The 25,818-nt window shown below is 61.0% G+C and carries 27 protein-coding genes; 12 read left to right on the top strand and 15 right to left on the bottom strand.

Annotated features, from left to right (window positions below; translation table 11 throughout):
* Window positions 1-38 precede the first annotated feature (38 nt).
* Entirely contained in the window at window positions 39-968 is a 930-nt protein-coding gene (locus AB3G35_RS18770; protein WP_369781920.1) for a DMT family transporter, read from the top strand.
* Here AB3G35_RS18770 and AB3G35_RS18765 read toward each other — a convergent pair.
* Entirely contained in the window at window positions 916-2,097 is a 1,182-nt protein-coding gene (locus AB3G35_RS18765) for an MFS transporter (RefSeq protein ID WP_369781919.1), read from the bottom strand. The two genes, AB3G35_RS18770 and AB3G35_RS18765, sit on opposite strands and share 53 nt — an antisense overlap.
* 103 nt (window positions 2,098-2,200) lie before the next feature.
* On the opposite strand from AB3G35_RS18765, the gene AB3G35_RS18760 reads away from it, so the two are divergent.
* Both AB3G35_RS18760 and AB3G35_RS18755 read left to right on the top strand, forming a co-directional pair.
* Entirely contained in the window at window positions 2,201-3,103 is a 903-nt protein-coding gene (locus AB3G35_RS18760) for a LysR substrate-binding domain-containing protein (protein WP_369781918.1), read from the top strand.
* A gap of 128 nt (window positions 3,104-3,231) precedes the next feature.
* Entirely contained in the window at window positions 3,232-3,357 is a 126-nt protein-coding gene (locus AB3G35_RS18755) for a PA1414 family protein (RefSeq protein WP_254924894.1), read from the top strand.
* A gap of 117 nt (window positions 3,358-3,474) precedes the next feature.
* Here the strand turns inward: AB3G35_RS18755 and AB3G35_RS18750 are convergent, their stop codons facing one another.
* From AB3G35_RS18750 to speB, 3 genes are all read right to left on the bottom strand, one after another.
* Entirely contained in the window at window positions 3,475-3,957 is a 483-nt protein-coding gene (locus AB3G35_RS18750; protein WP_106116555.1) for a hypothetical protein, read from the bottom strand.
* 207 nt (window positions 3,958-4,164) lie between these two features.
* Complete coding sequence (locus AB3G35_RS18745; protein WP_106116556.1) at window positions 4,165-5,544, bottom strand: sodium:solute symporter; 1,380 nt, start codon at window positions 5,542-5,544, stop codon at window positions 4,165-4,167.
* 95 nt (window positions 5,545-5,639) lie between these two features.
* Complete coding sequence (gene speB, locus AB3G35_RS18740) at window positions 5,640-6,590, bottom strand: agmatinase (protein ID WP_029611503.1); 951 nt, start codon at window positions 6,588-6,590, stop codon at window positions 5,640-5,642.
* 244 nt (window positions 6,591-6,834) lie between these two features.
* Between speB and AB3G35_RS18735 the strand changes: the two genes are divergently transcribed.
* Window positions 6,835-7,728, top strand: coding sequence for a LysR family transcriptional regulator (locus tag AB3G35_RS18735; RefSeq protein ID WP_016781623.1), 894 nt, complete (start codon window positions 6,835-6,837; stop codon window positions 7,726-7,728).
* A gap of 17 nt (window positions 7,729-7,745) precedes the next feature.
* Window positions 7,746-8,357, top strand: coding sequence for a tRNA-uridine aminocarboxypropyltransferase (locus AB3G35_RS18730; RefSeq protein ID WP_203304715.1), 612 nt, complete (start codon window positions 7,746-7,748; stop codon window positions 8,355-8,357).
* A 192-nt stretch (window positions 8,358-8,549) separates the two neighbouring features.
* On the opposite strand, the gene AB3G35_RS18725 is transcribed toward AB3G35_RS18730, so the two are convergent.
* A complete protein-coding gene (locus AB3G35_RS18725) occupies window positions 8,550-8,948 on the bottom strand; it encodes a YbaN family protein (RefSeq protein ID WP_169873351.1) in 399 nt (132 codons plus the stop codon).
* A gap of 7 nt (window positions 8,949-8,955) precedes the next feature.
* On the bottom strand, window positions 8,956-9,543 hold the full coding sequence (locus AB3G35_RS18720; protein ID WP_016781620.1) for a YecA family protein: 588 nt from the start codon (window positions 9,541-9,543) through the stop codon (window positions 8,956-8,958).
* A gap of 270 nt (window positions 9,544-9,813) precedes the next feature.
* Here AB3G35_RS18720 and recQ point away from each other — a divergent pair, with 270 nt between their 5' ends.
* Together recQ and AB3G35_RS18710 are read left to right on the top strand one after the other, a co-directional pair.
* A complete protein-coding gene (gene recQ, locus AB3G35_RS18715; protein WP_016781619.1) occupies window positions 9,814-11,943 on the top strand; it encodes a DNA helicase RecQ in 2,130 nt (709 codons plus the stop codon).
* Window positions 11,944-12,050: 107 nt separating this feature from the next.
* A complete protein-coding gene (locus AB3G35_RS18710; RefSeq protein ID WP_016781618.1) occupies window positions 12,051-12,485 on the top strand; it encodes a MarR family transcriptional regulator in 435 nt (144 codons plus the stop codon).
* Between the two features lie 609 nt (window positions 12,486-13,094).
* Here the strand turns inward: AB3G35_RS18710 and AB3G35_RS18705 are convergent.
* Entirely contained in the window at window positions 13,095-15,278 is a 2,184-nt protein-coding gene (locus tag AB3G35_RS18705; protein ID WP_086797939.1) for a patatin-like phospholipase family protein, read from the bottom strand.
* Window positions 15,279-15,348: 70 nt separating this feature from the next.
* On the opposite strand from AB3G35_RS18705, the gene AB3G35_RS18700 reads away from it, so the two are divergent.
* Window positions 15,349-15,636: a SelT/SelW/SelH family protein gene (locus tag AB3G35_RS18700; RefSeq protein ID WP_016781616.1), complete on the top strand. Its 288-nt coding sequence runs from the start codon at window positions 15,349-15,351 to the stop codon at window positions 15,634-15,636.
* Here AB3G35_RS18700 and AB3G35_RS18695 read toward each other — a convergent pair.
* From AB3G35_RS18695 to AB3G35_RS18685, 3 genes are all read right to left on the bottom strand, one after another.
* Window positions 15,630-16,523 carry a DMT family transporter gene (locus tag AB3G35_RS18695; protein ID WP_369781916.1) on the bottom strand — a complete coding sequence of 298 codons (894 nt, stop codon included), beginning with the start codon at window positions 16,521-16,523 and terminating at the stop codon, window positions 15,630-15,632. The two genes, AB3G35_RS18700 and AB3G35_RS18695, sit on opposite strands and share 7 nt — an antisense overlap.
* 77 nt (window positions 16,524-16,600) lie before the next feature.
* A complete protein-coding gene (locus AB3G35_RS18690; protein WP_095040884.1) occupies window positions 16,601-17,359 on the bottom strand; it encodes an AraC family transcriptional regulator in 759 nt (252 codons plus the stop codon).
* Window positions 17,360-17,384: 25 nt separating this feature from the next.
* Window positions 17,385-18,839, bottom strand: coding sequence for a TrkH family potassium uptake protein (locus AB3G35_RS18685; RefSeq protein ID WP_016781613.1), 1,455 nt, complete (start codon window positions 18,837-18,839; stop codon window positions 17,385-17,387).
* A 119-nt stretch (window positions 18,840-18,958) separates the two neighbouring features.
* Here AB3G35_RS18685 and AB3G35_RS18680 point away from each other — a divergent pair, with 119 nt between their 5' ends.
* Window positions 18,959-19,522 carry a nitroreductase family protein gene (locus AB3G35_RS18680; RefSeq protein ID WP_369781913.1) on the top strand — a complete coding sequence of 188 codons (564 nt, stop codon included), beginning with the start codon at window positions 18,959-18,961 and terminating at the stop codon, window positions 19,520-19,522.
* 130 nt (window positions 19,523-19,652) lie between these two features.
* On the opposite strand, the gene AB3G35_RS18675 is transcribed toward AB3G35_RS18680, so the two are convergent.
* The 5 genes from AB3G35_RS18675 to AB3G35_RS18655 form a co-directional block, all read right to left on the bottom strand.
* Window positions 19,653-20,987, bottom strand: coding sequence for a HAMP domain-containing sensor histidine kinase (locus AB3G35_RS18675; RefSeq protein ID WP_169844122.1), 1,335 nt, complete (start codon window positions 20,985-20,987; stop codon window positions 19,653-19,655).
* A gap of 77 nt (window positions 20,988-21,064) precedes the next feature.
* Window positions 21,065-21,496: a Spy/CpxP family protein refolding chaperone gene (locus AB3G35_RS18670; RefSeq protein WP_016781610.1), complete on the bottom strand. Its 432-nt coding sequence runs from the start codon at window positions 21,494-21,496 to the stop codon at window positions 21,065-21,067.
* Between the two features lie 257 nt (window positions 21,497-21,753).
* Window positions 21,754-22,431: a response regulator transcription factor gene (locus AB3G35_RS18665; protein WP_016781609.1), complete on the bottom strand. Its 678-nt coding sequence runs from the start codon at window positions 22,429-22,431 to the stop codon at window positions 21,754-21,756.
* A gap of 60 nt (window positions 22,432-22,491) precedes the next feature.
* Window positions 22,492-22,791, bottom strand: coding sequence for a YciI family protein (locus AB3G35_RS18660; RefSeq protein WP_016781608.1), 300 nt, complete (start codon window positions 22,789-22,791; stop codon window positions 22,492-22,494).
* A gap of 1 nt (window position 22,792) precedes the next feature.
* A complete protein-coding gene (locus AB3G35_RS18655) occupies window positions 22,793-23,395 on the bottom strand; it encodes a septation protein A (protein WP_016781607.1) in 603 nt (200 codons plus the stop codon).
* A gap of 84 nt (window positions 23,396-23,479) precedes the next feature.
* Here AB3G35_RS18655 and AB3G35_RS18650 point away from each other — a divergent pair, with 84 nt between their 5' ends.
* The 3 genes from AB3G35_RS18650 (at window position 23,480) to AB3G35_RS18640 (ending at window position 25,816) form a co-directional block, all read left to right on the top strand.
* Window positions 23,480-24,343, top strand: coding sequence for a PHP domain-containing protein (locus AB3G35_RS18650; protein WP_086797931.1), 864 nt, complete (start codon window positions 23,480-23,482; stop codon window positions 24,341-24,343).
* Between the two features lie 13 nt (window positions 24,344-24,356).
* Entirely contained in the window at window positions 24,357-24,989 is a 633-nt protein-coding gene (locus AB3G35_RS18645) for an L-threonylcarbamoyladenylate synthase (RefSeq protein ID WP_016781605.1), read from the top strand.
* Window positions 24,990-25,117: 128 nt separating this feature from the next.
* A complete protein-coding gene (locus AB3G35_RS18640) occupies window positions 25,118-25,816 on the top strand; it encodes a ScpA family protein (protein WP_162939390.1) in 699 nt (232 codons plus the stop codon).
* Window positions 25,817-25,818: the final 2 nt, after the last annotated feature.

Below are 25,818 nucleotides of genomic sequence, written 5' to 3'. Positions count from 1 at the left end.
TTCGACTTTTATAGGCGTGGCTTTTTTTCGGGTGAATTATGAGTGTTTCGCGGCGAGCAACGGATGCTTTCGCACTGCAAGTGATGCTGGGGTTGTGTCTGATCTGGGGGGTGCAACAGGTCATCATCAAGCTTGCCGCACCTGATATCGCGCCAGTGATGCAGGCCGCCCTGCGTTCCGGTATTTCGGCGCTGCTGGTGGGACTGCTGATCTGCTGGAAGGGTGGCTGGGGCCAGGTACCCGCCACCTGGCGCGGCGGTTTGCTGGCAGGCAGCCTGTTCGGGCTGGAGTTCTTCTTTATTTCCGAAGGCCTGCAACTTACCAGTGCGGCGCATATGTCGGTCTTTCTCTATACCGCGCCGATTTTCACCGCCCTCGGGATTAACTGGCTGTTGCCCAGCGAGCGCCTGCGGCCCTTGCAATGGCTGGGGATCTTGCTTGCGTTTGTCGGGATCGCTTTCTCGTTCGCGGGCGGCATGTCGTTTGCCGATATGGATCGCAATGTGCTGCTGGGTGATGCCTACGCCATTCTGGCGGGCATGGCCTGGGGCGCTACCACGGTGGTGGTGCGCGCCTCGCGGTTGTCGGATGCGCCGGTGACCCTGACCCTGTTCTATCAATTGATTGTCGGCTTTCTTGGCCTGCTGGTGATTGCCGCTTTCAGCGGCCAGATTGGCGACGTCAGCCTGACCACCGTGGCGGTGGCCAGTGTGCTGTTTCAGGGGCTGGTGGTGTCGTTCTTCAGTTATCTGGTGTGGTTCTGGCTGCTCAAGCGTTATATGGCCTCCAACCTGGCGGTGTTTTCATTTATGACGCCGTTGTTCGGAGTGACCTTTGGTGTACTGGTGTTGCATGAACCCCTGAGCGTCAACTTTGTGGTGGGCGCCGTGCTGGTGCTGTGCGGCATTACCTTTGTCAGCGCCGAGCAGTTGGTGCGTCGCAAAGTTCGCGCTCTGCTGGGGAACTGACCGACTGCCACGCCAGCAACCCGGCCAGCAGCAGCCCGCTGGCCGCGATGATCAAGGCCGGTTGCAAGCCGCCGCTGAAATGGCTGCTCAATGCCGCCAGCAATGGGCCGCATAGCTGGCCCACGGCGAAACAGGCGGTGAGCAAGGCCGCATTGCGCGCTGTGGCGTGGGGCGCCAGGTCCCGTGAGCGCTGCATCACCAGCGGCATGCAGGCTAGAAACGGCGTGCCGCACAGGATCACCCCCAGAGCCAGGCCGGCACCGCTGGGCAGCAGGCACGCCAGCACGCCAAGGGCTTGAATCCACAGCCCGCCCATCAGCCAGAAGCGCGTAGTGGCTGGCCGGGGGCGGCGAAAACTGATCAACACCACACCCGTCGCCGCGCACAGCCCGAATGCAGGCCAGAACAGGTCCGCTTGCCACTGGCCGTGGAAGCGTGCGCTTGCCATCTGTGACAAAAACGTCGCCGGGATGATGTAGCCCAGGCCATACAATCCATAAATCGCTCCCAGGCGGGCAATACCGGGTTGGCGGCCGTCCGCCTGGTTTTCTGCGGGGCGGGTGGCCGGTGGGGCAGGTTGCGGCAGGGCAGGCAGAATCACCAGCAGCATCAGCAGTGCCACCACGGCATAGATCATCCACAGTGTGGCGGAACCCTGCCCGGTGGCATTGGCTGCCAGCGCCAGCAACCCGGTCAGCATCACCCCCGCGCCCGGACCGGCAAATACCAGGGCGCCCAGCCGTGGACGATTGGCGGTGATGGCTATGTGCTGACTGAGTGCGGTAATCATCACCATCACCCACGCACTGGCGATACCGGCACCAAAACGCAGGAGCAGATGAGGCCAGAATCCGTAGGCCCAGTATGAAATCAGGGTCAGTACAACGCACAGCCACAGACCTGTGTGCAGGCGGCTGCGCACCTGGTCAGGGCGTCTGGCGCGCATGGCGTCCAGTGCGCCGAGCAGATAGCCCAGGTAGTTGGCGGCGGCGATCAGCCCGGCGCCCGTCAGGTCGCTCTGGCCTTCGCTGATCAAGTGCGGCAGTTGTGGGGTCAGGGAGAAACGACCTATGCCCATTGCCATCATGAGGGCGACAAAGCTGGCGAGTATGCGGATCAGGGGCGACATGTTGCGGATTCCTGAGGGAGAACAATGACCGTCAGGCTAGAGTGAATTGACTTTCCTTAAAAATGAATAATAGTGAGCTACTTGTTCTGTATTGGAGAATGGTGTGGAGTTCAGTCAGTTGCGTATTTTTCAGGCCGTGGCCGAAGAGGGTTCGATTACCCGAGCGGCTGAACGCATGCACCGCGTGCCCTCCAACTTGTCGACCCGCCTCAAACAGCTGGAAGAGCAGATGGGAGTTGAGCTGTTTATGCGCGAGCGTCAGCGCCTGCAGCTATCTCCGGCGGGGCAGGTGCTGCTGGACTACACCGCGCGTCTATTCGCCCTGCATGATGAAGCGCTGGGTGCGGTGCAGGGCGGCGTGCCTGCGGGCAAGTTCACCCTGGGCACCATGTACAGTACCGCGGCGATTCATTTGCCGAGCTTGTTGGCCCGCTATCACCGTACTTATCCGGCAGTGAATCTGCATGTGCAATCGGCACCCAGCGGTGAGTTGCTTGAGGGGTTGCTGACCGGGCGGCTGGACGCAGCTCTGGTGGATGGTCCGCTGGAGCTGGCCGGGCTGGATGGAGTGGAGTTCTGCGAAGAGCGTCTGGTGCTGATCAGTGATCTGGATCATCCGCCAATTAGCCGCGCCCAGGAGGTGCAGGGGCGTGAAGTGTTTACCTTCCGCCAGGGCTGTTCTTACCGAGCCCGGCTTGAAGCCTGGTACGCCAGTGATCGGGCTGCAATGGGGCGGGTGATGGAGATCGAATCCTATCAAGGTATGTTGGCGTGCGTGGCAGCAGGGTCGGGGGTGGCATTGATGCCGGCCTCGATGCTGGCCAGCTTGCCGGGGCGTGAAAATGTACGCATACACCCCTTGAAACAACCTTTTGCCAGTGCCACAACATGGTTGATGTGGCGAAAAGGCATGAGAGGGGCCAACCTGAATGCCTGGATAGAGCTGCAACAGGCCCATTCGCCGCAAACTTCTGAATTATCGCTGCAACTTCTATTGCCGGCCTGAATCATACAGGTGCAGGGCTTAGCCTAAAGTTCATTGACCTTAAGCAAGCATCTTGTAGGAGTTAGGACTATTATCTGTACGAAGCGACCACTGAATTCCCGTCGCCAGAGTGACCCCAAGGGGGATATATGAAAGACAAACTGCAAACTTGGCTCCATGACCTTGGCGTAGCGCTAGGTTTGATCGAGCCGCCAATGCAACCTGTGCCAATCCCTGTCGAGGATCCGCGCCGCCGCCCGCAACGTCGCCGCTAAGGGCACTTGTTTGCGGCAGGTAGCCTGACCTCCAGCGTCCCTTGCCTGGTGCAAGGGCCTGCGCCCTGCAACGCAAAAAAGGGCAGTGGCCACTGCCCCCTCTCCTTATTGGGCTTGTCAGCCCATGCTGAAGCGCACGCTGTAATTTAGCGGTGCTTCGTCTGTTTTTTCCGTGACCTGGGCTTCGCACTTCACATCCTCGACACCGGTAGAGGTAGCACTGGCTGCCCGGGTTGAGTGGAGTGTCGGTGTGAATGTGCCAAATGACTGGGTAACCTTCAACGCCGTGGAAAAGGTGCATTCCCGATTGCCATTGCTATAAGCAATGACTTCGCGCAGGGTTGCCGGGGTTTTGCGCGGGTAAGCAAAGTTGGTTTTGTAGTTTGCCTCATAGGAATGCTCGCCATAGGGGGCGACATCAAAGAAGCCGGGAGCGGCCAAGGACAGGTCCCAGCCGGAACGCTTGAGCGTGAGCGGCCCCGAGGTGTTGTTGACGATTTCGAAGGTCAGTGTGGTGACATCGGCTTGAGCGGTGGCACCGGCGCCGGCCAGGGTAATGGCCACTGCGGCAGTGGCCAGATACGTGTTGAAGTGGGTCATGGTGGCAAGTCCATTTAATCAGTCAGGGTTGCATGAAGTAATGCGGCAACATCCTCTGTGGCCGCTTTTCAAGCTTAGTTGGGCTGATTAATGGCATGGGAGCGACACGTCGCTGAGTGGGCGGGGTATTGGCGTTGCGGGTTGTATGAAAGGGTTGAGGGGGGCGGGTACAACCTGCAACGTTGTACCCGCTGAAGAAAACCCTGATCAGGCCGCGCTGGCTACAACCGCAGGGCGTCGATCCAGCAGGCTGACCAGCACAAAACTGACCAGCGCCACAGCCAGGCTGTAGTAGATCGGCGTGTTGGCATCCAGGCCATCCTTGATCATGAACGCCAGTGCAGTGACAAACCCCAGGCTCATGCTGGTAATGGCGCCCGCCGTGGTGGCGCGCTTCCAGAAAATCGCCCCGATCAATGGCACCAGCATGCCGCCCACCAGCAGGTTGTAAGCGAGGGTCAGGGCGCTGATCACATCCGAAACCACCAGGGCGATGCCCAGCACGGCAATGCCCGTGAGCAGGGTGAACAGGCGGTTGATCCGCAGGCTCGACTGCTTGCCGCCGCGCAGCCTTGGCAACAGGTCTTCGGTCAGTACCGTGGAAGCCGCGAGCAAGCCGGCACTGGCGGTGGACATCATGGCCGCCAGCGCTGCGGCAATCACCAGCCCGCGAATACCGTCAGGCAGCGACACCTTGACGATGGCGGCGAAGGCATTGTTGACGTTGTCCAGGTCCGGGATCAGCACATGGGCGGCCATGCCGATCAGGGCGCAGGTCAGGCCGTAGAGAATGCAGTAAAACCCGGCGAACGTGCCGGCATATTTGGCCACTTTCGCGGTTTTTGCGGTGAACACCCGTTGCCAGATGTCTTGGCCGATGAGGATGCCAAAGAAGTAGATCATGAAGTAAGTGATGATCGTGTCCCAGCCGATGCTGGTGAAGCTGAAGTTCGACGCGGGCAACTTGCTCACCAGTTCGTCCCAGCCACCAACGCGGTACAGGCAGATGGGCAGCAAGACGAACATCAGGCCCACGGTCTTGATTACGAACTGCACGATGTCGGTCAGCGTCAGCGACCACATGCCGCCCACGGTGGAATACACCACCACCACGCCACCGCCGAGCAATACCGAGATCCAGAAGGGCAGGCCGAACAGCACTTCCAGTACGGTGCCGATGGCCAGGATCGAGGTCACGCCGATCATCAGCGCGTAGGCCAGCATGATCACCGCGCTGGCCTGGCGGGCCATGGGGTTGTAGCGTTTTTCCAGTACCTGGGTGACGGTGAAGATTTTAAGCTTGAGCAGCGGCTTGGCCAGGAACAGGTTAAGCGCAATGATCCCGCAACCCAGGGCGGCGCACAGCCAGAAGCCGGAAATCCCGTGTACATAGCCCAGGCGCACGGTGCCGACGGTGGACGCGCCGCCCAGTACCGTTGCGGCCATTGTGCCCATGTACAGCGTGGGGCCCAGGTTGCGCCCGGCAACCAGATAGTCTTCGTGGGTTTTGGCTTTGCGCATGCCGTAGTAGCCGAGCACCAGCATTGCCGCTGCGTAGATAAGGACGACCAGTAGATCTAAAGCCATGATGGCGAATCTCCGATTATTTTTTTTATGGATACAGCTGGCACGGTGGTTTGGTACCGCCAAACGCAATGTTCAACGGTGCCTGAGAGACGTCCTTATCGATGTACAACGCCGGGCAGCACGCAAAGCATTTCGTACAGCAAATTGGCGCCCAGCAACGAGGTGTTGCCGGTGGTGTCGTAGGGCGGCGAGACTTCTACCAGATCGCAGCCGACCAGGTCGAGGCCCTGGCAACCGCGGATCACTTCCATCGCCTGGATGGTGGTCAGGCCGCCGATTTCCGGGGTGCCGGTGCCGGGTGCCCAGGCCGGGTCGATACCGTCGATATCAAAGCTCAGGTACACCGGACCGTTGCCGACTTTTTCGCGCACTTCGGCCATCAGTGGGGCCAGGGATTTGTGCCAGCATTCTTCAGCCTGCACCACGCGGAACCCCTGTTTGCGGCTCCAGTTGAAGTCTTCGGCGGTATAACCCTGGGCGCGCAGGCCGATTTGCACCACGCGGTCGCAGTCCAGCAGGCCTTCTTCGACGGCACGGCGGAAGGTGGTGCCGTGGGCGATTTTTTCGCCAAACATGTGGTCGTTTACATCAGCGTGGGCATCGATATGCACCAGGCCGACCTTGCCGTGCTTTTTATGAATGGCGCGCAGGATCGGCAGGGTGATGGTGTGGTCGCCGCCCAGGGTCATGGGGATGACGTTGTGTTCGAGGATTTCGTCGTAGGCCTCCTCGATGATGCGTACCGCGTCGAGCAGGTTGAAGGTGTTGATCGCCACATCGCCGATATCGGCCACTGACAATGAATCAAAGGGCGCGGCGCCGGTGGCCATGTTGTAGGGGCGGATCATCACCGATTCGGCGCGGATCTCGCGGGGGCCGAAGCGGGTGCCGGCGCGCAGCGAAGTGCCGATGTCCAGGGGCACGCCGACAAATGCGGCGTCCAGGCCAGCGGCTGATTGCAGGTGCGGCAGGCGCATCATGGTGGCGATGCCGGCGAAGCGCGGCATTTCATTACCGCCCAGTGGTTGATGAAGAATTTTGTCCACGGGTAAGGCCTCGTCGTTTTGTAGGAGTTATGGCGCTCGATTCTGCGAAAGGTGCGAGGCGGGAAGAATCGCTGCGGGCAAATACTTAGTTCAGGTTTTTCTAAACTAATGGCGGTAGACTTTGATCCTTCATCATTGCCTGTGGGAGCGGGCTTGCTCGCGAATGCATCACCGCGCAGCAGGCCGAAACCCGGGCGCCTGTATCGTGAGCAAGCCCGCTCCCACGGTGGAAAGTGAGTTATTGATGGCCAACGCTTTACCCGATCTGAAACTATTGCGAATCTTTGCCAGTGTGGTCAGGCACCAGGGGTTCGCCAATGCCCAGCAGGCGCTCAACCTCTCGACCTCGGCCATCAGCACCTACATGAGCCAGCTCGAAGCCAATCTGGGGCTGGTGCTGTGCCATCGCGGTCGCGGCGGTTTCAGCCTGACCAGCAAGGGTGAGCTGTTCCATCAGGAAACCCTGCGCCTGCTGGGCGAGCTGGAAGGTTTCGAGCAATACGCGGCAGCGCTCAAGGGCGAACTGCGCGGCACCCTGAACCTTGGCGTGATCGACTCCACGGTCAATGACAAGGCCTTGCCCTTTGCCGAGGCCATTGGCGCCTACAGCCAGGAACACCCGGCGGTGCACCTGCATTTATCGGTGATGAGCCCCTACGAATTGCAGCTCGGGGTGCAGGACAACCGCCTGGACCTGGCCATCGGGGCGTTTTCCACGCGCATGAGCGGGCTGGTCTATCAGCCGCTGTACCGTGAGCAGCACTGGCTGTACTGCAGCACGCGCCACCCTCTGTTCAGCGAACGGCGGATCCCCGGGCCGGTGATTACCCAGCAGCGGATGGTCGGGCGCGGCTACTGGAGCCAGGCCGAACTGGCGCGCCACGGCTTCAAGCACAGCGCGGCGACGGTGGACAGCATGGAGGCGCAGCTGATCCTGGTGCTGTCCGGCGCCTATATCGGCTACTTGCCCGAGCATTACGCCGAGCCCTGGGTGGAGAAGGGCGACCTGCGCGTGCTGCTGCCCGCAACATTTGGCTACCAGGCGCCGTTCTCGATGATCGTGCGCCGTGGCCGCAGCCGCGAACCCTTGATCCAGACTTTTCGCGATCTGCTCAAAACACAGCTTCATAAACCTTGAACGAGCCTGTTTACCCTATGTCCAGAGCCCAATGCCCACGTTGCATGCGCCCGCAATCTCACTGCTTGTGCGAGCTGATCCCGCAAGTTGATAGCCGCACCCGGGTATTGCTGCTTCAGCACCCCAGCGAGGTCAACCATGCGCTCAATACTGCACGGCTGGCAGCCCTGGGGCTGACCAATGCGCAATTGCTGGTGGGCGAGGTGTTCGAAGATTTGGCGACCTTGCTCAACCCGCCGGGGTATCGGGCGCGGTTGCTGTTCCCCGGTGAGGGTGCGCAATTGATCGAGGCTGACACTGTTGGCGATCAACAGCTGCCGATGCTGTTGGTGGTGCCGGACGGTACCTGGCGCAAGGCGCGCAAGTTGCTGCACCTTAATCCGTTGCTGGCGCAATTGCCGCGGGTGACGTTGCCGGAGGGGGCGGTGTCACGTTACCGGTTGCGCAAGGCGCCGGGGCCGGGGGCCCTGTCTACTTTGGAAGCTATTGTGCAGGCGCTGGAAATTCTGGAGCCGGCCACTTCGTTTGCGCCGCTGCTGCGCCCGTTTGAAGCGTTGATCGAAGGGCAGATCGAGGCGATGGGCGCCGATACCTATCAGCGTAATCACGGTAAAAACGAGGGTTTATAAATGCGCGGATGCTGGCCAGGTGATACAAGTCCGCGTAGCAGTTGCCGAAGGAACGAGGCTGCGTTCGGCGGCGAAGCCGTCGCAAAATCAGACACTGAGGTGTGACAACTAAAAACTGCTCTCAGGGTTTACGACGACTACGTCGCCGAACGCAGCCTCGTTCCTTCGGCAGCTGCTACGGACTGTTGCGTTTCAGGGTTTTTCGAGGGTTTTTTGCCGCAGGATGTAAATGCTCACCAGCACCGCGCTGGTCAACATAAAGCCCCTGGCCCACGGCAGGGGTACCAGGTAGCAGGACACGCCAATGCTCAGCCACATCAGGCCAATGGCGTAGACCTTGCCCTTGAGCGGGATGCCATTACCGTCGAGATAATCACGAATCCACGGCCCGAGCCGCGGGTGCTCGACCAGCCAGTGATAAAAACGCGGCGAACTGCGCGCAAAACAGGCGGCAGCCAATAGCAGAAAGGGGGTTGTAGGCAGGACAGGCAGGAAAATCCCGATCACCCCCAACGCTACGCTCAGCCAGCCGATGGCAAACAGAACGTAGCGCAGCAACCGCGGGCGGTTGCCGAGAGAGGGGGGAACCACTAAAGGATCAGTGGTGACGCGGCTTGAGGATCGCCGGCTTCTCGTCCGGTGCCTGGCACAGCAGGTACAGGGCGGTCAGCGCTTCCGGGATCTGAACGATCATGTCGTCCATCAGGTTGTGATCCTTGGCGATATCTTCGAATTCAGGCTGGTCGTCGAACAGGCCCGAACCCACCATGATTGGCAGGAGCATTTCGCTGACTTCTTCTTCGGCGGTTTCGAACCAGGCGGCTTCGCGCATGAACACGCCTTCCATAAAGCCGACACACCAGCCGCGCAGGTCGGAATCGTCCGGCTCGTCGCCCAGATCCAGATCACATGGCAGTTCGAACTCTTCGTCCGATGCCAACTGGCGGGCGATATGAGCCTTGAGCTGGATCAGCGTGCCTTCGATTTCGGCGCGCTGGGCGTCGTCCTTGTAATGCGGGGCTTCGGAGAAGATCGCGTCGATCCATTCGCGCTCAGGGACTTCCTCTGAGCAGATGGACAGGGCAGTCAGATAGCCGTGGGTGGCCACGTAGTCCAGCGCCTCGTCATGCAGCTCGTCGGCGTCGAGGAAGGCTTGCAGGCGGGTTAGTTGCTCAGCGAAGGACATTAAGTGTTACCTAGTAAATAAACGATAGTGAATTCTAGGCTTTCTTGAGCTTCCAAGCCAGTCGCAGGGCACATTTGCCAGCAGTTCCCGGTGATCGGTGTTGCAATTACACAGCCCGCAGCAGTGGAACCCTCGGGTATACTGCCGCGTTTTGTGATGCCCTGCGGTAAATGTAGCGCACCGTTGGCCTGTGCCCGAGCTTTTCAAAGGGCTTGTGGCCGCGGCGGATCGTGCTGGCGCAGGGGTGTTTCGGCGATTTCTGGAGTTTCTATGCTCGAACAGGCTCAACGCGTACTCAAGGACATCTTCGGCTACGACAGTTTCCGTGGCCGACAGGGTGACATTATTGAGCGCGTGGCCAGTGGTGGCGACGCCCTGGTGCTGATGCCCACCGGCGGCGGCAAGTCCCTGTGCTTCCAGGTGCCGGCATTGCTGCGCGATGGCCTGGCCGTGGTGGTGTCACCGCTGATTGCCTTGATGGACGATCAGGTCGCGACCCTTGAAGAACTTGGGGTTGCCGCGGCAGCGTTGAATTCGACCCTCAGTGCCGAGCAGCAGCGCGATCTGGCCAATCGCATCAAGCGCGGTGAAGTCAAGATGCTCTATCTGGCGCCGGAGCGTCTGGTACAACCGCGCATGATGGCTTTTTTGCAGAGCCTGGACATCGCCCTGTTTGCCATCGACGAAGCTCACTGCGTATCGCAATGGGGCCATGACTTCCGCCCGGAATACCTGCAGTTAGGCCAACTGGCCGAAGTGTTTCCCAATGTGCCGCGGATTGCCCTGACGGCCACGGCGGACAAGCGCACCCGCGAAGAAATCGTCACTCGCCTGCATTTGCAGAATGCCGAGCGTTTTTTGTCGAGTTTCGACCGGCCCAACATTTTTTACCGCATCGTGCCCAAGGAGCAGCCGCGCAAGCAGTTGCTGGCGTTCCTCAGCGAGCGACGCAGCGACGCAGGCATCGTGTATTGCCTGTCGCGTAAAAAGGTCGATGAAGTGGCACAGTTCCTGTGCGACCAGGGCTTCCCGGCCTTGCCGTATCACGCCGGCCTGCCCAGCGACACCCGGGCCGCCAACCAGAAGCGCTTCCTCAACGAGGAAGGCCTGATCATGGTGGCCACCATCGCGTTCGGCATGGGCATCGACAAGTCCAACGTGCGCTTCGTTGCGCATCTGGACTTGCCCAAGTCCCTTGAGGCGTACTACCAGGAAACCGGCCGCGCAGGCCGTGATGGCCTGCCCGCTGATGCCTGGATGGCCTACGGCCTGCAAGACGTGGTGATGCTCAAGCAAATGCTGCAGAACTCTGAAGGCGACGAACGCCACAAACGTCTGGAGCACCACAAGCTCGACGCGATGTTGTCGTTATGTGAAGAGACCCGCTGCCGCCGTCAGACCTTGCTCGCCTACTTCGATGAAGAGATGCCGCAACCTTGTGGGCATTGCGACAACTGCGTGGACGGCGTGCAAACCTGGGACGCCACGGAGCCTGCACGCCAGGCGCTGTCGGCGATTTATCGTACCGGCCAGCGTTACGGCACCGGGCACCTGATCGACGTGTTGTTGGGCCGCGAAAACGAAAAGGTGCGCAGCTTTGGCCATCAGCATCTGTCCGTTTTTGGTGTGGGTAAAGCCCGCGCCGAAGGCGAGTGGCGCACCCTGTTCCGCCAATTGGTGGCCCGTGGTCTGGCTGATATCGATATCGAAGGCTACGGCGGCCTGCGCCTGAGCGACAGCTGCCGGCCGTTGCTGCGCGGCGAAGTGACCCTGGAACTGCGCCGCGAGCTCAAGCCGCAAACCTCGGTCAAGAGCAGTTCCGCCAGCCCGGCCAGCCAATTGGTGCGCGGCGAAGAGCGCGAACAGTGGGAAGCCCTGCGGGCCCTGCGGCGCAAACTGGCCGAAGAGCATGGCGTGCCGCCTTATGTCATCTTCCCCGACTCCACGCTGCTCGAAATGCTGCGCAGCCAACCGACCTCGATGGCCGAGATGGCCCGGGTCAGCGGTGTCGGTGCTCGCAAGCTGGAGCGTTACGGCGAGGCGTTCCTCGAAGTGCTGGGCGGGCAGGCCGAAACCCCGAAAGTGGTGGCCGATATCCGTCACGAGCTGATCAGTCTGGCCCGTGCCGGCATGACCCCGCTGCAGATCAGCGGGCAATTGCAGTGCTCGGAAAAGAACGTCTACACCATGCTGGCCGAAGCCATCGGTCGTCAGGAGCTGTCCCTGGAACAAGCGCTGGACTTGCCTGAAGAGCTGATGGAGGAAGTACAGGATGCCTTCCTGGATGGTGAAGGCGAGCTGCCGAGCGTGGCCAGCATCGCTGAGCAGTTCAAGGGCCGCGTACCTGAAGGTGTGCTGTATTGCGTGCGTGCGGCGCTGCAATCGGAGTTTGAAATCTAATTAGGTAACGAATGATTGACTTATAGGCCTTGCCTATGAGCAAGCGGCATGCTTAGCTGACTAATAATTGGTTGCCCTCTATTTTCAGTCTAAACATTGAGTTTTTTATGCCGTTAACCGATCAACACCGTTTTGGTATGCAACTGGCCCAAATGTCTCGTGGCTGGCGTGCCGAGCTGGATCGTCGTCTTGCGGGTCTGGGGTTGTCCCAGGCGCGCTGGCTGGTGCTGTTGCATCTGGCCCGTTTTGACGAAGCGCCCACACAGCGCGAACTGGCGCAAAGCGTTGGCGTTGAAGGTCCGACCCTGGCCCGCCTGCTCGACAGCCTTGAGGCTCAGGGCCTGGTGCAGCGTCATTCGGTGGTCGAAGACCGACGCGCCAAAAAGATCGTGCTGAGTGATTCTGCCCGCCCCCTGATTGAACAGATCGAAGCCATTGCCACCGCGTTGCGCCAGGAGCTGTTCGTGGGCATCGACGAAGAAGAAGCGCGCATCTGCCTGCGGGTGCACAAGCGCATTCTGGATAACCTCGAAAAGAACTGAGCCTGTGACAACCTGTCGATACTCTGTTGGTGGTCAAACTTCCCTGCTCGCTCCCACAATTGAGGTTTCATTCAGACCTTGTAGCCGCTGACGAGCGGAGCGAGGCTGCGTCCGGTTGCGAAGCGACCGTAAAACCTGAGCCCGGGACTCACCTGATCGAGCGCAGTGTTCGGTTCTACGACGGCTGCGTCGCCGTGGCGCACCAAACCGATCGCAGCCTTCGTTCCTCGGCAGCGGCTACAGGAAAATAGTTAACGCGAGTACATATCCGGCATCTGCATCTAACTGCAATATTGGTTTCGCCCTTACGGCGAGTTCCTTTTGTCAAACAGCCACAAAAGGAACCAAAAAGGCCTTGCCCCTGGCGTACGGCCTTCGCTGCGCTCAGGTTCCCTCCTTCCGGTCCCGCTCCGTGGGCCCGCCGCCACGGGCCATCCCTGGCCCATCGCGGCTCTCCCGGCATCCATGCCGGTCGACCCACTCCACAGAACCTCCTCTCGGCCTCCCGATGGGACGGGTACATCAAGATCAAAAGCTTGCGAGGCGGCCGACCGGCCTGTTGGTGTCAGTGTGTGCTGCGCAATTTTAGTAGCCGCCAGGTTTTCATTTTCAGAACGTCTGCCCCAGGTTCAGGTACAGCGCCTTCTGGTCATCATCGTTAAAGCCATAGCTGAAGTTCAGCGGGCCCAGCGGGGTGTCGAAGCCGATAAAAATGCTCGCCGCATTGATATAGCCGCTGTCGAACTCGTTGTCGTTGTTCCACGCCCGCCCGCGTTCCAGCGAGGCGCCGGCATACAGCGGGAAGTCAAACGGCAGGTACGAGCGCGGGGTCAGGCGCCGGTAATAAACGGCGCGCATCAGGCTGATGTTCTGCCCCGAAATCGCATCTTCCCGGAACCCCGACAACTGCCGTGCGCCGCCCAGCAGGAAGCTCGATGTCACCACATTGGCCGTGTCCAGCGTGCGCCCGTAGCGCCCGCCCAGAATCCAGGTGTCGGGGCCCGAACTCAGGGCCTTGTCCAGTTTGAATTCCCATTGACGATAGCGCTCGTCCGAGCCCAGCCCCGGTTCGAACTGACGCACGCTCAGGGCAATGTCCTCGCCCGAGTGGGGGAAGTACACATTATCCAGCGAGTCGAACGAGTATTTGATGTCGTAGAAGCCTTCGTTGAAGCTGGTGCTTGGCAGGTCCTGATCGCCAATTCTTACATTGGCCTCACCCCAGGCCTCACCAACGCCTACGCGAATCTCACCACTGTTACCGATTTGACGACCAAAATTGAGCCCAAAACCGTAACGTTCCAGGCGGTATTCCGCAATCGGATCGTTATCGAGTATGGCTTCCACGTTTTGTGAACGGGCATTGATATAAGGCGCGACGAAGTAGCGCGAGCCGGCATCCAGTGGTTGGTAAAACTCGCTGTAAAGCTCTTGCTTGTCGCCCAGCTGCACCCGCGTCAGCCACTCGGCACCCAGCTGGTTGATGCCGTTGATGCGATAACTGGCGCCGATGTTGAATGCGCTGTCGCCGCGCATGTCGTCCGACAGGTTGAGCCCCAGGCGCAGGTAGTCGGTGCCGCTGCGTTTGCCCCGGGCGCTGATCACCAGCGTGCGCTCCTGGCCTTTGTGTACCACGCGGTATTGCACCTGGTCGAAGTAGTCCAGCCCGTACAGGGTGCCCATGTCCCGTTGCAGGCGGCCCAGGTCCAGGGGCTCGCCGACGGGTTGGCGAATATAGTAGCGGATCACTGAATCGCCGATTTTCGAGTCGTTTTCGATCTTGATCGCGGTAATCACCGGGGTGCGCTCTTCGGCGGTGCGGGCTTCGGCCAGCTGCACATCCGTAGACTGGCGCAAACCGGCCAGGCGTTTTTCCATGACCTGGGTGGCCCGGTAGCCGGCATTGATGATGTCGAGCGCGCGGCCAAAATCGGTGGTGCCATAACTGGCTAGCGCAGGCTGGATCAAAATATCGTCAGGCTTCAACGACGCCAGTTGCACTTCGGAGTTGCTGCGGGTCATCAGGGTGATGGACTGGTTGAGGATATCGAACACGGTGTTGAGCTGTTTGCGTCCGCGCAGCGGCGTGCCGATATCCACGACAATGACCATGTCGACGCCCATTTCCCGCGCCACATCCACCGGGATATTGTCGACCATGCCGCCATCCACCAACAGCTGGCCGTTGATTTCCACCGGGGCGAATACCGCCGGGATCGACATGCTGGCACGGATCACCTGGGGCAGATGGCCCTTGCGAAACACCACTTTTTCGCCGTTGACGATATCGGTGGCTACGGCGCGGAACGGGATCGGCAGTTTGTCGAAATCGCGGATGTCGCTGCTGTGGGCCAGCAGGCTTTCGAGCAGCAAGGCCAGATTCTGGCCTTGAATTACGCCCAATGGCAGGCCCAGGCTGCCATCGTCGCGGAAGCTGAGCTTTTGCTTGACCAAAAAGTCGCGGTCATCCTGCTTGCGCCGAAAGGGTACGTCTTCGCGCTCCGGGGCATCGGACAGGGCTTCTTTCCAGTCGATTCCCAGGGCGAGCTTTTCCAGCTCGTCGATCTTGTAGCCGGAGGCATACAGGCCGCCGATCACCGCACCCATGCTGGTGCCGGCGATGGCATCGATATGAATGCCTTGCTCCTCCAGGGCCTTGAGCACGCCGACGTGGGCCAGGCCACGCGCCGCGCCGCCGGACAGCACCAGGCCGACCTTGGGCCGGGGCGCTTCGGCGGCAAACAGCATCAAAGGGCAAAGACACAGGAGCAAACAACTGAGCAGGCGGCGCATCATGAATCTCTGGGCAAGCGAGAAAGGCGGCTATTATAGCGACGCCTTCCTTTCATGAGCCTTTGAAATCATGTCGCCCGATAAACCCGAAATTGTCATCACCTACTGCACCCAGTGCCAGTGGCTGCTGCGCGCTGCCTGGCTGGCGCAAGAACTGCTCAGTACCTTTGCCGACGACCTGGGCCGGGTCGCGCTGGAGCCGGGCACCGGCGGGGTGTTTCGCATCACCTGCAACGGCGTACAGATCTGGGAGCGCAAGGCTGACGGCGGCTTTCCCGAAGCCAAGGTGCTCAAGCAGCGGGTGCGCGACCAGATCGACCCGCAGCGCGACCTGGGGCACAACGACCGGGTTCAGTGAGCGGCGGCGTCCAGCGCGGTTTTGCCGGGTGCCGGGCCGCTGGCCATGCGGCTCGACACCACAATGGCGACGATAATCAGAACCCCGCCCAGCAGCATGCGCAGCGAAGGGGTTTCGTGGAACAGCAGCCACGCCAGGGTGATGCCGTAGACCGGCTCCAGGGCAAACACCACCGCCGCGGTGCGCGCCTTGATCACGGCCAGGCTGGCGACGAACAGGCTGTGGGCCACCCCAGTGCAGAACACCCCGAGCAGGCCGATCCAGAGCCAGTCCAGCGGGCGAACTTCGCTCAGCCCCGGGCCAGCAAACGGCAACAGGCACACTGCAACCACGGCGTTTTGCCACATGGCCGCCTGCACGGCGGGCATCCGCCCCGAGTTGGCCCGGTTGTTCAGCGACAGCAACGAAAACAGCAGCCCCGAGCCCACTGCCCACAGCAAACCTTCGGTGGCCTGGCTGGCCAGATCAAAATTCGGGGTGACCAGGATCAGCCCGACGCTGACCAGCACCACCAGGACGATTTCGTTGAGGCGAATGCGCTCGCGAAAAATCAGCCCTTCCAGAATCACCGTGAACGCCGGGAAACTGGCAAAGCCCAGGGTGGCGATCGCGACGCCGGCGATTTTTACCGAGACAAAAAAACTCACCCAGTGCCCGGCCAGCAGCAAGCCGCTTAACAGCAGGCTGCGGGCATCGCGCAGAGTCAGCCGGTGCCAACCGCCGCGGTTGGCCAGCCCGGCGAAGCACAGCAGGGCCAGCACCGCAAAAGCGGCGCGGCCAAATACGATGATTGAGGCCGACGCAGCGGCAAGTTTGCCGAACACGCCAGTGAGGCCAAACATCAAGGCGCCAATATGCAGGGCGCCCAGGGCAGTACGCGGAGTCATCGCAATCCTTGGGTCAATACAGACAAGGCATGCAGTCTATGGGGTGCAAGGCACGGCTGTCTGTCGCGGGGCTGGCGTCAATTGTCGCCAGGCTCGCGGCGCAGCCGCGAAGGCGAGGCACCGAACTCGCGCAGCATGGCAGCGGCAAACGCGCTTTGCGAACTGTAGCCAACGCGGCTGGCGATTTCACCGATGGGCAGGGCGCTGTGGCGCAACAGCGTCAGGGCACTGCGAAGGCGCCGTTGGCGGATGTAGTCCATCGGCGTTTGCCCACATTCGCTGACAAACCGGCTGTGCAGGCGGGCGCAGGACAAGCCGGCAATCTGCGCCAGATCCGCGACCTGCAGCGGGTAGGCGGCGTTCTGCTCGATATAGGCATCGAGGGTGGCGTAGGGCAGGCGGCGGGGTTGGACCTGCTCAGGGTTGAGGCTATTGAGACTGGCCAGCAGCAGGATCGCCCCTTGGCGGGCAATCAGCGGATCGCTCACCGGGCTGGTCGCCAGCCAGTTGACCAGTTGGTGCTGCTGCGGGTCGAGGGGCAGGTGCCCGGCGGTGTCGAGCAAGCGGCGGCTGGCATCGGCGTGCGCGCCCAATGACTGCCCCAGCCAGTTGTCGCCGGGTACATCCAGCACCAGGCAATGGCTGCCCTGGGGGCTGCCGCAGGTGTGGTGGGCGCCTGCGGGCACCACCATCAGCTGTTGCTGGCGCAGCAGGCTGGGCCGGCCCTCGACTTCGAAATCCAGCTGGCCCGACAGGCTGATCACCACCTGCGCATGTTCATGGCTATGGGCAATCAGGTCGTGGCGGTAATGGCGCAGAGACAGGATTTGGTCCATGACCCTCTCTTTTTGTGTGGCTGGATCAGTGCCGCCAGAATGCCGGAATGCACAGTACAAACACGGTAATGATCTCCAGGCGCCCAAGCAACATGCCCAGTGACAAAATCCACTTGGCCGCATCCGGCAGGCTGGCGAAGTTGCCGGACGGCCCGATGGTCTCGCCCAGGCCCGGCCCAACGCCGGACACCGTACTGGCAGCGCCGGTGAGGGCGGTCATCCAGTCCAGCCCCAGCAGCGACAGAGCCAGGGCAATCACGCAAATGGTGATGGCGAAGAAGAATGAAAAGGTCAAAATTGAACGTACGATTTCTTCGTCGAGGCGGTGGCCGTTGTACTTTTGCTTGATCACTGCCCGGGGGTGAATCAGTTGGTTGAGGTTGGCCTTGAGCAGGATATAGGCAACCTGGAAGCGGAAGATCTTGATCCCGCCTGCGGTCGAGCCCGAACAACCGCCGATAAAGCCCAGATAGAAAAACAGCATCAGCGAGAAATTGCCCCACAGGCTGTAGTCACCCAGGGCAAAGCCCGTGGTCGTCACCACCGAGGTCACGTTCAGCGCCACATGGCGAAAGGCGTCCCACCACGGCATGTTGGTGGTCCACCACAGCCAGATGCTGAGTACAAACCAGGTCACCACCAGCAAACCGAGCAAGCCCTGCACCTGCTGATCCTTGATCAGGGCTTTGCGATGGCCGCGCAGGGTGGCCACATACAGGGTAAACGGCAGGCTGCCCATGATCATCACGGCGATTGCCACCCAGTGCACCGCCGGTTGCGACCACTTGGCCAGCGATTGATCGGAGGTCGAGAAGCCGCCGGTGGAAATGGCCGACATGGCATGGTTGATCGCATCAAACACGCTCATGCCCGCCCACCAGAATGCCAGGCTGCCCAGAATGGTGATGCCGACGTAAGTGGCGACAATCAGGCGGGCCACCATGTGTGAGCGCGGCATGACTTTTTCGGAACGGTCGGAAGACTCGGTTTGGAACAGGCGCATGCCACCGATGCGCAGCAACGGCAAGATCGCCACCGCCATACCGATAAAGCCGATGCCGCCCAGCCAGTGCAGCATCGAACGCCACATCAAGATGCCGGGGGACATGGTGTCCAGGCCGCTGAGCACGGTGGAGCCGGTGGCGGTAATGCCGGACATGCTTTCGAAAAAAGAGTCGGTGTAGCTGATGTGCTGGGTCAGCAGAAACGGCAGCGCGGCGAAGATGCACACCACCACCCAGCTGGACACGGTGAGCAGGTACATGTCCCGGGGGCGCAGGTGTACCTGCTCGGGGCGACCCGGGATGACCAGCGCTAGGCCGGCGACAAAGGTGATCAGGCTGGCCCACAAAAAGGACGGCAGGTCGCCCAGATGGTCGTAAATCACCAGGGTCAACATGGGCACGGCCATGCTGATCGCGAGCGTAATCAGGAAGATGCCGATGATAAAACCGATGATGCGTAAGGTCGGCAACGCCATGAAGTCAGCTCGGGGATGAAAGAGGGGCGCCATTCTACCTGTGGTCCGGGTTATGTAAACCGCCAGGTCTTCGGGAGATACCGTTAGAATAGCTGCACATTTTCTTCAGGAGGTGGCCAATGGAGGCTCTCGACGCTTTGCTCAACCGTGTTTCTGCCCCGCGCCTGCTTGATCCGGCGCCTACGGCTGAGCAACGTGAAGTACTTTTCGCCGCCGCCTTGCGTGCGCCGGACCACGGCCAGTTGCGTCCTTACCGGTTTTTGACGGTTGAAGGCGACGCGCGCAACCAGCTGGGCGAAATTCTCGCCGAGGCCGTGCAGGCCCAGGGCGGCGAAGTGACCCAGGCAGCCCTGGACAAGGCCCGTGCCATGCCCTTGCGTGCCCCGTTGGTGGTGGTAGTGATTGCCCGCTTGCAGGACCACTTCAAGGTGCCCAAGTCCGAGCAACTGATTACGGCTGGCTGCGCGGCCCATGCCATTGAACTGGCGGCTTATGCCCAGGGCATTGGTGCGGTATGGCGCACGGGCGAGCTGTCATATGCACCGCATGTGGCCAAGGGTTTGGGGCTGGGTGAGGGCGAAGAAGTGGTGGCGTTTTTGTATCTGGGCACTGCGCAGAACGAATTGCGGTCAGCACCCAAGGCTGATAGCGCCGAGTTTGTGCAGGCGTGGCCGGTCAAGTAATCCCGGATCTCGAAACCTGTGGGAGCGGGCTTGCTCGCGAGGGCATCACCGCGGTCATCCAGACAAACCGCGTCGCCTGCATCGCGAGCAAGCCCGCTCCCACAACAGCAGCGCAAACGCCGCATCAGATTTACAGGTTGCCATTGGGCTCCAGCGGCAATTCCAGGGTGGCAACAAACCCGCCATCCGGGTGATTGCCCAACAGCAGCCGGCCGCCGTGGCGCTCTGCCGCGCGGCGGGCAATGGCCAGTCCCAGCCCGTGCCCGGCCGCGGTCTGGCCCGGTGCGCGGAAAAACGGCTCGCCCAGTTGCGCCAGGTACTCCTCGGCGACCCCGGGGCCGTGGTCGCGAACCTTGATGGTGATATGTTCGCCTTCGCGCACCGCGCTCAGCTCAATCGGCTGACCGGGCGGGTTGAAGCGCTGCGCGTTGCGCAACAGGTTGTCCACGGCGCGCTCGATCATCGTTGGCCAGCCATTGAGGCTCAACCCCGGTTCGGCTTGCAGGAGCACGGACTGCTCGGGAGCCGCTAGCGAGGCGTCTTTTTGCACAGTGTTGAGCAACGCATTGAGATCGACCTGCTCGGCGCTGGCCTGATCGGCATCGACACGGGCCAGGGCCAGGATCTCGCTGATCAGCGATTCCAGCCGGTCGCACTCGCGAGTCAGGCGCGGCCACAGTTTTTCACGTTCTTCAGGGCCGGCGCGCTCAGCCAGGGCCAGGGCAATCTTGAGGCGGGCCAGGGGCGAGCGCAGTTCGTGGGACACATCACGCAGTAACTGGCGCTGGCTGCCGATCAGGCTTTGCAGGCGTGCGCCCATACGGTTGAAGTCGGTGGCCAGCACGCCAAATTCATCCCTTCTCGACGCCAATCGCGCCAGGCTGTTCTGCTGATAGGTGGTTTGCCCCAGGTCATGCACCGCTACCCGCAACCGTTTGAGCGGGCGGGTGATGGACAGCGTGACCAGCAGGCTGAACAGGGTCAGTACCACCAGCGCAATGCCCAGTGCACTCAGGGGCCAGATCAGGCTCTGGCGGTGCCAGGCCTCCAGCTCGGGGTTCGGGATGCGGTAAATCAGCAGGTAGGTTTCGGCGGTTTTCGCGCTGGTGTATTCGACCGTCAGGCGGCGCCACGGCAGGTCCTGCTGACCGGGTTGCTGGCGGGCTTCCCAGGCGGCGGCGCGGCGCGGGAAGGTGCCGCGTACCAGCGGGTCGCCACTTTCATTGAGTACTTGTACATCGATGTGATAGCGGCGCTTGCGCCGCTCAAGGAAGTCTTGCGCCGCATCGGCGCCCTGGGTTTCGTAGCGTTCGGTCCACTGTTGCGCCAGATTGGCGATGCCGGGGTGACGGCTGAGGATCCAGGCGTCCTGATTGAGCATGTGCCCCAGCAGGATCGACAACCCTGCGACCAGGGCAATCGCCAGCCAGAAACTGGCCAGAATGCGCCAAAACAGTGATCGCACGGGAATTCCTCATCATCAATTGATTAAAACGCGCAAAGCCCAACGGCGTTAACCGTTGGGCCTGGTGGGTGCGCAGATTATTGCGCTTTTGGCGCTTGCTGTGCTTTCCACTCCTTGAACTCTTTCATCTCGGCTTGACGCTCGGCGCGTTTCTTTTGCATCTCGTCGAAGCGTTTTTGCTGATCAGGCTTGAGCAAGGCGCGGATATCGCTCTGGGTTTTGTCGTGCTTGGCCTTCATCTCGTCTTTCAGCGCTTTTTGGTCGGCGGCTGGCAGTTTTTCCAGGTATTTTTCGACCAGTTGCTTGCGATCATGCATTTGCTCGCCCATCAGCTTGCCGATCTGCTGGCGCTGCTCGCGGGTGAGGTCCAGCTGGCTGTAAGGGGCGTCGCCGCGACCGTGGTGTTCACCGCCGTGACGTGGGCCCATCTGGCCGTCACCACCAGGCATGGCCATTGCGACGGTTGGCAGTGCTGCAGCAAACATCAAAGCAATAAGAGTCTTACGCATGGTGTGTCTCCTTTGAATTTGGATTCCGGTAATTCCGGATGCGCCCAGTTTAGGGAGATCAAGGTCAACCGCTGTCAACCGTGGGTAAAGCTTTGGTAAAGACGGTTTGGCCTGGGATTTACATAAGGTGACTGCCCTGGCCCTCACCCCAACCCTCTCCCGGAGGGAGAGGGGGCTGATTGGTGGTGTTACGCAGATCTGCTTCTGCCTTTAGTCCCCTCTCCCTCTGGGAGAGGGCTAGGGTGAGGGTGCTTTTTTCAGGCGCTGTAGAAATACCCGCGGCTGCGCAAGGCCACGATGCGCGGGCTGCCATCCGGGTGCGGCCCGATCTTTTTGCGCAGGTTGCTGATATGCATGTCCAGGCTGCGGTCGTACAGGGTCAGCTTGCGGCCCAGGGCGATCTGCGCCAGCTCCTGTTTGTCCAGCGGCTCGCCGGGCTGGCGCAGCAGGGCTTCGAGGATGCGGCTTTCAGACACGGTCAGGGTGATGTCGCGCTGGTCGATGGTGACCACGCCGCGCATCGGGCTGAAACACAGGTCGCCCAGCTCCATCTGGCTGGACACGGCCGCCGGGTGGCTGCGGCGCAGCACGGCGCGCAGGCGGGCGGTCAGCTCGCGGGGGTCGCAGGGCTTGGCCAGATAGTCATCGGCGCCCAGCTCCAGGCCCAGGATGCGGTCCAGCGGTTCGCCTCGGGCTGAAAGCATCAGCACCGGCAGATCAGGGTGGTCGTTACGCAGTTGCTTGAGCAGCTCAAGGCCGCTGCCATCGGGAAGCATGACATCCAGCACCACGGCATCCGGGCTGGACTCGCTCAGCGCCTTGCGGGCGCTGGAACCATCGTGGCAAGCGCGAACCTGAAAGCCTTCCTGGCTCAGCCAACTGACCAGCAGCTCACACAGCTCCTGGTCATCATCTATCAGTAACAGGTCGCTCATGGCTTACTCGATTTGACCGGTGCCGACGCTGTGTGCGCCGGCCACCGGTAAAGATACAGGTTACGGCAGGACTTGCTTGAACGGCTTGACGTTGACGTTGGCATAGACACCGGCGGCAACGTAGGGGTCGGCCTCGGCCCAGGCCTGGGCAGCGTTCAGCGACTCGAACTCGGCCACGACCAAGCTGCCGCTGAAACCGGCAGCGCCCGGATCATTGCTGTCGATGGCCGGGTGCGGCCCGGCCAGCACGATACGGCCTTCGGCTTTCAGTTGTTGCAAGCGCTCAAGGTGCGCAGGGCGGGCAGCCAGGCGGGCTTCGAGCGAATTGGCGACGTCTGTTGCAATGATGGCGTAGAGCATGTCAGTCCTTGGTCTTGGGGGAGGTATCGGTGGGGTCGGTGTCATGCAGATGGCGCGACAGGTAGATACCCTGGGCGATCAGGAACAGCACGGTCATGCCCAGGCTGCCGAACACCTTGAAGTCGACCCAGATGCTTTGGTAAGTGAACGCAACAAACAGGTTGGCCGCGCCGCAGAACAGGAAAAACCCGATCCAGGCCACGTTCAGGCGGGTCCAGATGGCATCGGGCAGGCTCAGGGCGTGGCCCATCATGCGCTTGATCAGGACCTTGTCGCCGATAAAGTGGCTACCGGCAAAGGCCAGGGCAAACAGCCAGTTCACCACCGGGGCTTTCCATTTAAGGAAGGTTTCACTGTGGAAGGCCAGGGTCAGGCTGCCGAATACCAGGCAGGCAACCAGGGTCAGCCATTGGCTTTTTTCGAGTTTGCGTTGCTTGATGAACAGGGCGCCATACACCACCAGTGAACTGATGATCAGCATCGCCGTAGCGCTGTAGATACCGCCGACCGACAGGCTGTGCCCGCCGATTTCGACGATGCGCGGCTCGATTTTGTAAACGATGAAAAACAGTAACAGCGGGATGAAGTCGATGAATTGTTTCACAGTGGCAGCCAGAAGCAGGATGTGGCGGCATAATAACAAACATCAATGACAGCGAAAGCGTCAGCTAGAGGTTATTAAATCCCCGTGGAAATCGACTTGCATTGCCATAGCACGGCATCCGATGGCGCCCTGGCGCCCGCAGTACTGGTTGCGCGTGCGTTCGAGAAAGGTGTGCGAGTCCTGGCCCTGACCGATCACGATACACTTGAAGGCCTCGACGAAGCCCGCACAGCGGCGCAGGCGTTGGGCATGACGCTGGTCAACGGCGTGGAATTGTCCTGCACCTGGGGCGGGGCGACGATACATGTGCTTGGCTACGGGTTTGATGTGGACGCGCCAGCGCTGGTCGAGGCCATTGCCAAATTGCACGATGGCCGCTGGCTGCGCGCCGAAGAGATCAGCCGCAAACTCGCGCTCAAGGGCATGCCCGGTGCGCTTGAAGGTGCGCGAGCCATCCAGCAGACCCTGGGCGACAGTGGCAATGCCCCGGCGCGTCCGCACTTTGCCGACTTTCTGGTCGAGGCCGGTTACGTCAAGGACCGCGCCGAAGCGTTCCGCAAGTGGCTGGGCGCCGGCAAGCTGGGCGATGTCAAGCTGCACTGGCCGACCCTTGAAGACACCGTCGCCACCCTGCGCGCAGCAGGGGCCTGGGTCAGCCTGGCGCACCCCTCGCACTACGATTTCACCCGCAGCAAGCGCCGAAGGCTGATTGGCGACTATATTCAAGCTGGGGGTCACGCGATTGAAGTGGTCAACGGGTACCAGCCGGCCGATCAGGTTGGCAGCCTGGCGATCCTTGCGCGTGAGTTCGGTCTGCTGGTCAGTGCCGGCAGTGATTTTCATGGTCCAGGGGGGTGGTCCGAGATCGGCGAATACCGGCCGTTACCGGAAGACTTGCCGCCATTGTGGTGTCGATTCAAATATGACAAGCCCACTGCCAACGTCTGAACAGGTAAATACTGTGAGTCAATTTTTCCAGATTCATCCGGAAAACCCACAACCGCGCCTGATCAAACAGGCCGTTGAAATCATCAAGAAGGGCGGGGTCGTGATTTACCCCACCGACTCATCCTACGCCGTGGGTTGCCAGATGGGCGACAAGGGCGCGATCGAGCGGATCAAGCGCCTGCGTAACCTGGACGACAAGCACAACTTCACCCTGATGTGCTGCGATCTGTCGCAGCTGGGGCTGTTTGCCAAGGTTGATACCGGGGTCTTCCGCTTGCTCAAGGCACACACGCCGGGGCCGTACACCTTTATCCTCAACGCCACCCGCGAAGTGCCGCGCCTGCTGCTGCACCCCAAGCGCCGCACCATCGGCCTGCGCGTGCCGAGCCATCCGATTGCCCTGGCCTTGCTTGAAGAACTGGGCGAGCCGCTGATGAGCGTAACCCTGATCCTGCCGGGCGAAAGCGAGCCGATGGAAGACCCGTACCAAATCCGTGATGCCCTGGAAAAACAGGTCGACCTGATCATCGATGGCGGTTTTGGCGGCAACAAGGCCTCCACCGTGATCAGCCTGGTGGACAGCGGTGACCCCGAGATCGTGCGTGTGGGTTGCGGTGATCCTGAACCCTTTATGGTCGAGGCCTGATGTCCGACGTAAACACCCCCGAGGCGCCAGAAGCCCGGGCCGGTGCCCAGCAAGAACTGTCCCTGGCCATGGTCTATGGCCAGGCGGTCATCGAGATGCCGCAAGACCTGTACATCCCTCCGGATGCACTGGAGGTGTTCCTCGATGCGTTTGAAGGCCCGCTCGACCTGCTGCTGTACCTGATCCGCAAGCAAAATATCGACATTCTCGACATCCCCGTGGCGGAAATCACCCGCCAGTACATGGGCTACGTCGAGTTGATGAAAACCGTGCGCCTGGAGCTGGCGGCCGAGTACCTGGTCATGGCGGCAATGCTGGCCGAGATCAAGTCGCGCATGCTGTTGCCGCGTTCGGCCGAAATCGAGGAAGACGAGGGCGACCCCCGCGCCGAACTGATCCGCCGCCTGCAGCAATACGAGCGCTTCAAGGCTGCTGCTGAAGGCATCGAGGGGCTGAGCCGGGTAGGGCGCGAGATCTATGTGCCCAAACTCGATGCCCCTGAGGCGCGGGCACGCAAGCTGGTGCCGGATGTGGCGCTCGAAGAGCTGCTGATGTCGATGGCCGAAGTGCTGCGCCGTACCGACATGTTTGAAAGTCACCAGGTGAGCCGTGAGGCCCTGTCGACCCGCGAACGTATGAGCGACGTGCTTGAGCGCCTCAAGGGGGGTGGCTTTGTGCCCTTTATCGAGCTGTTCACCGCCGAGGAAGGCAAGTTGGGGGTGGTCGTGACCTTTATGGCCATACTTGAACTGGTCAAGGAGTCGCTGATCGAGCTGGTGCAAAATGAACCCTTCGCGCCGATCCATGTGCGGGCAAGAGCCGAATAAAG

Source organism: Pseudomonas sp. WC2401 (genome assembly GCF_041200115.1).
GTDB classification, from domain to species: domain Bacteria; phylum Pseudomonadota; class Gammaproteobacteria; order Pseudomonadales; family Pseudomonadaceae; genus Aquipseudomonas; species Aquipseudomonas fragi.
The sequence above is the reverse complement of the archived record's forward strand: the minus strand, read 5'-3'. Positions and strand labels throughout refer to the sequence as shown.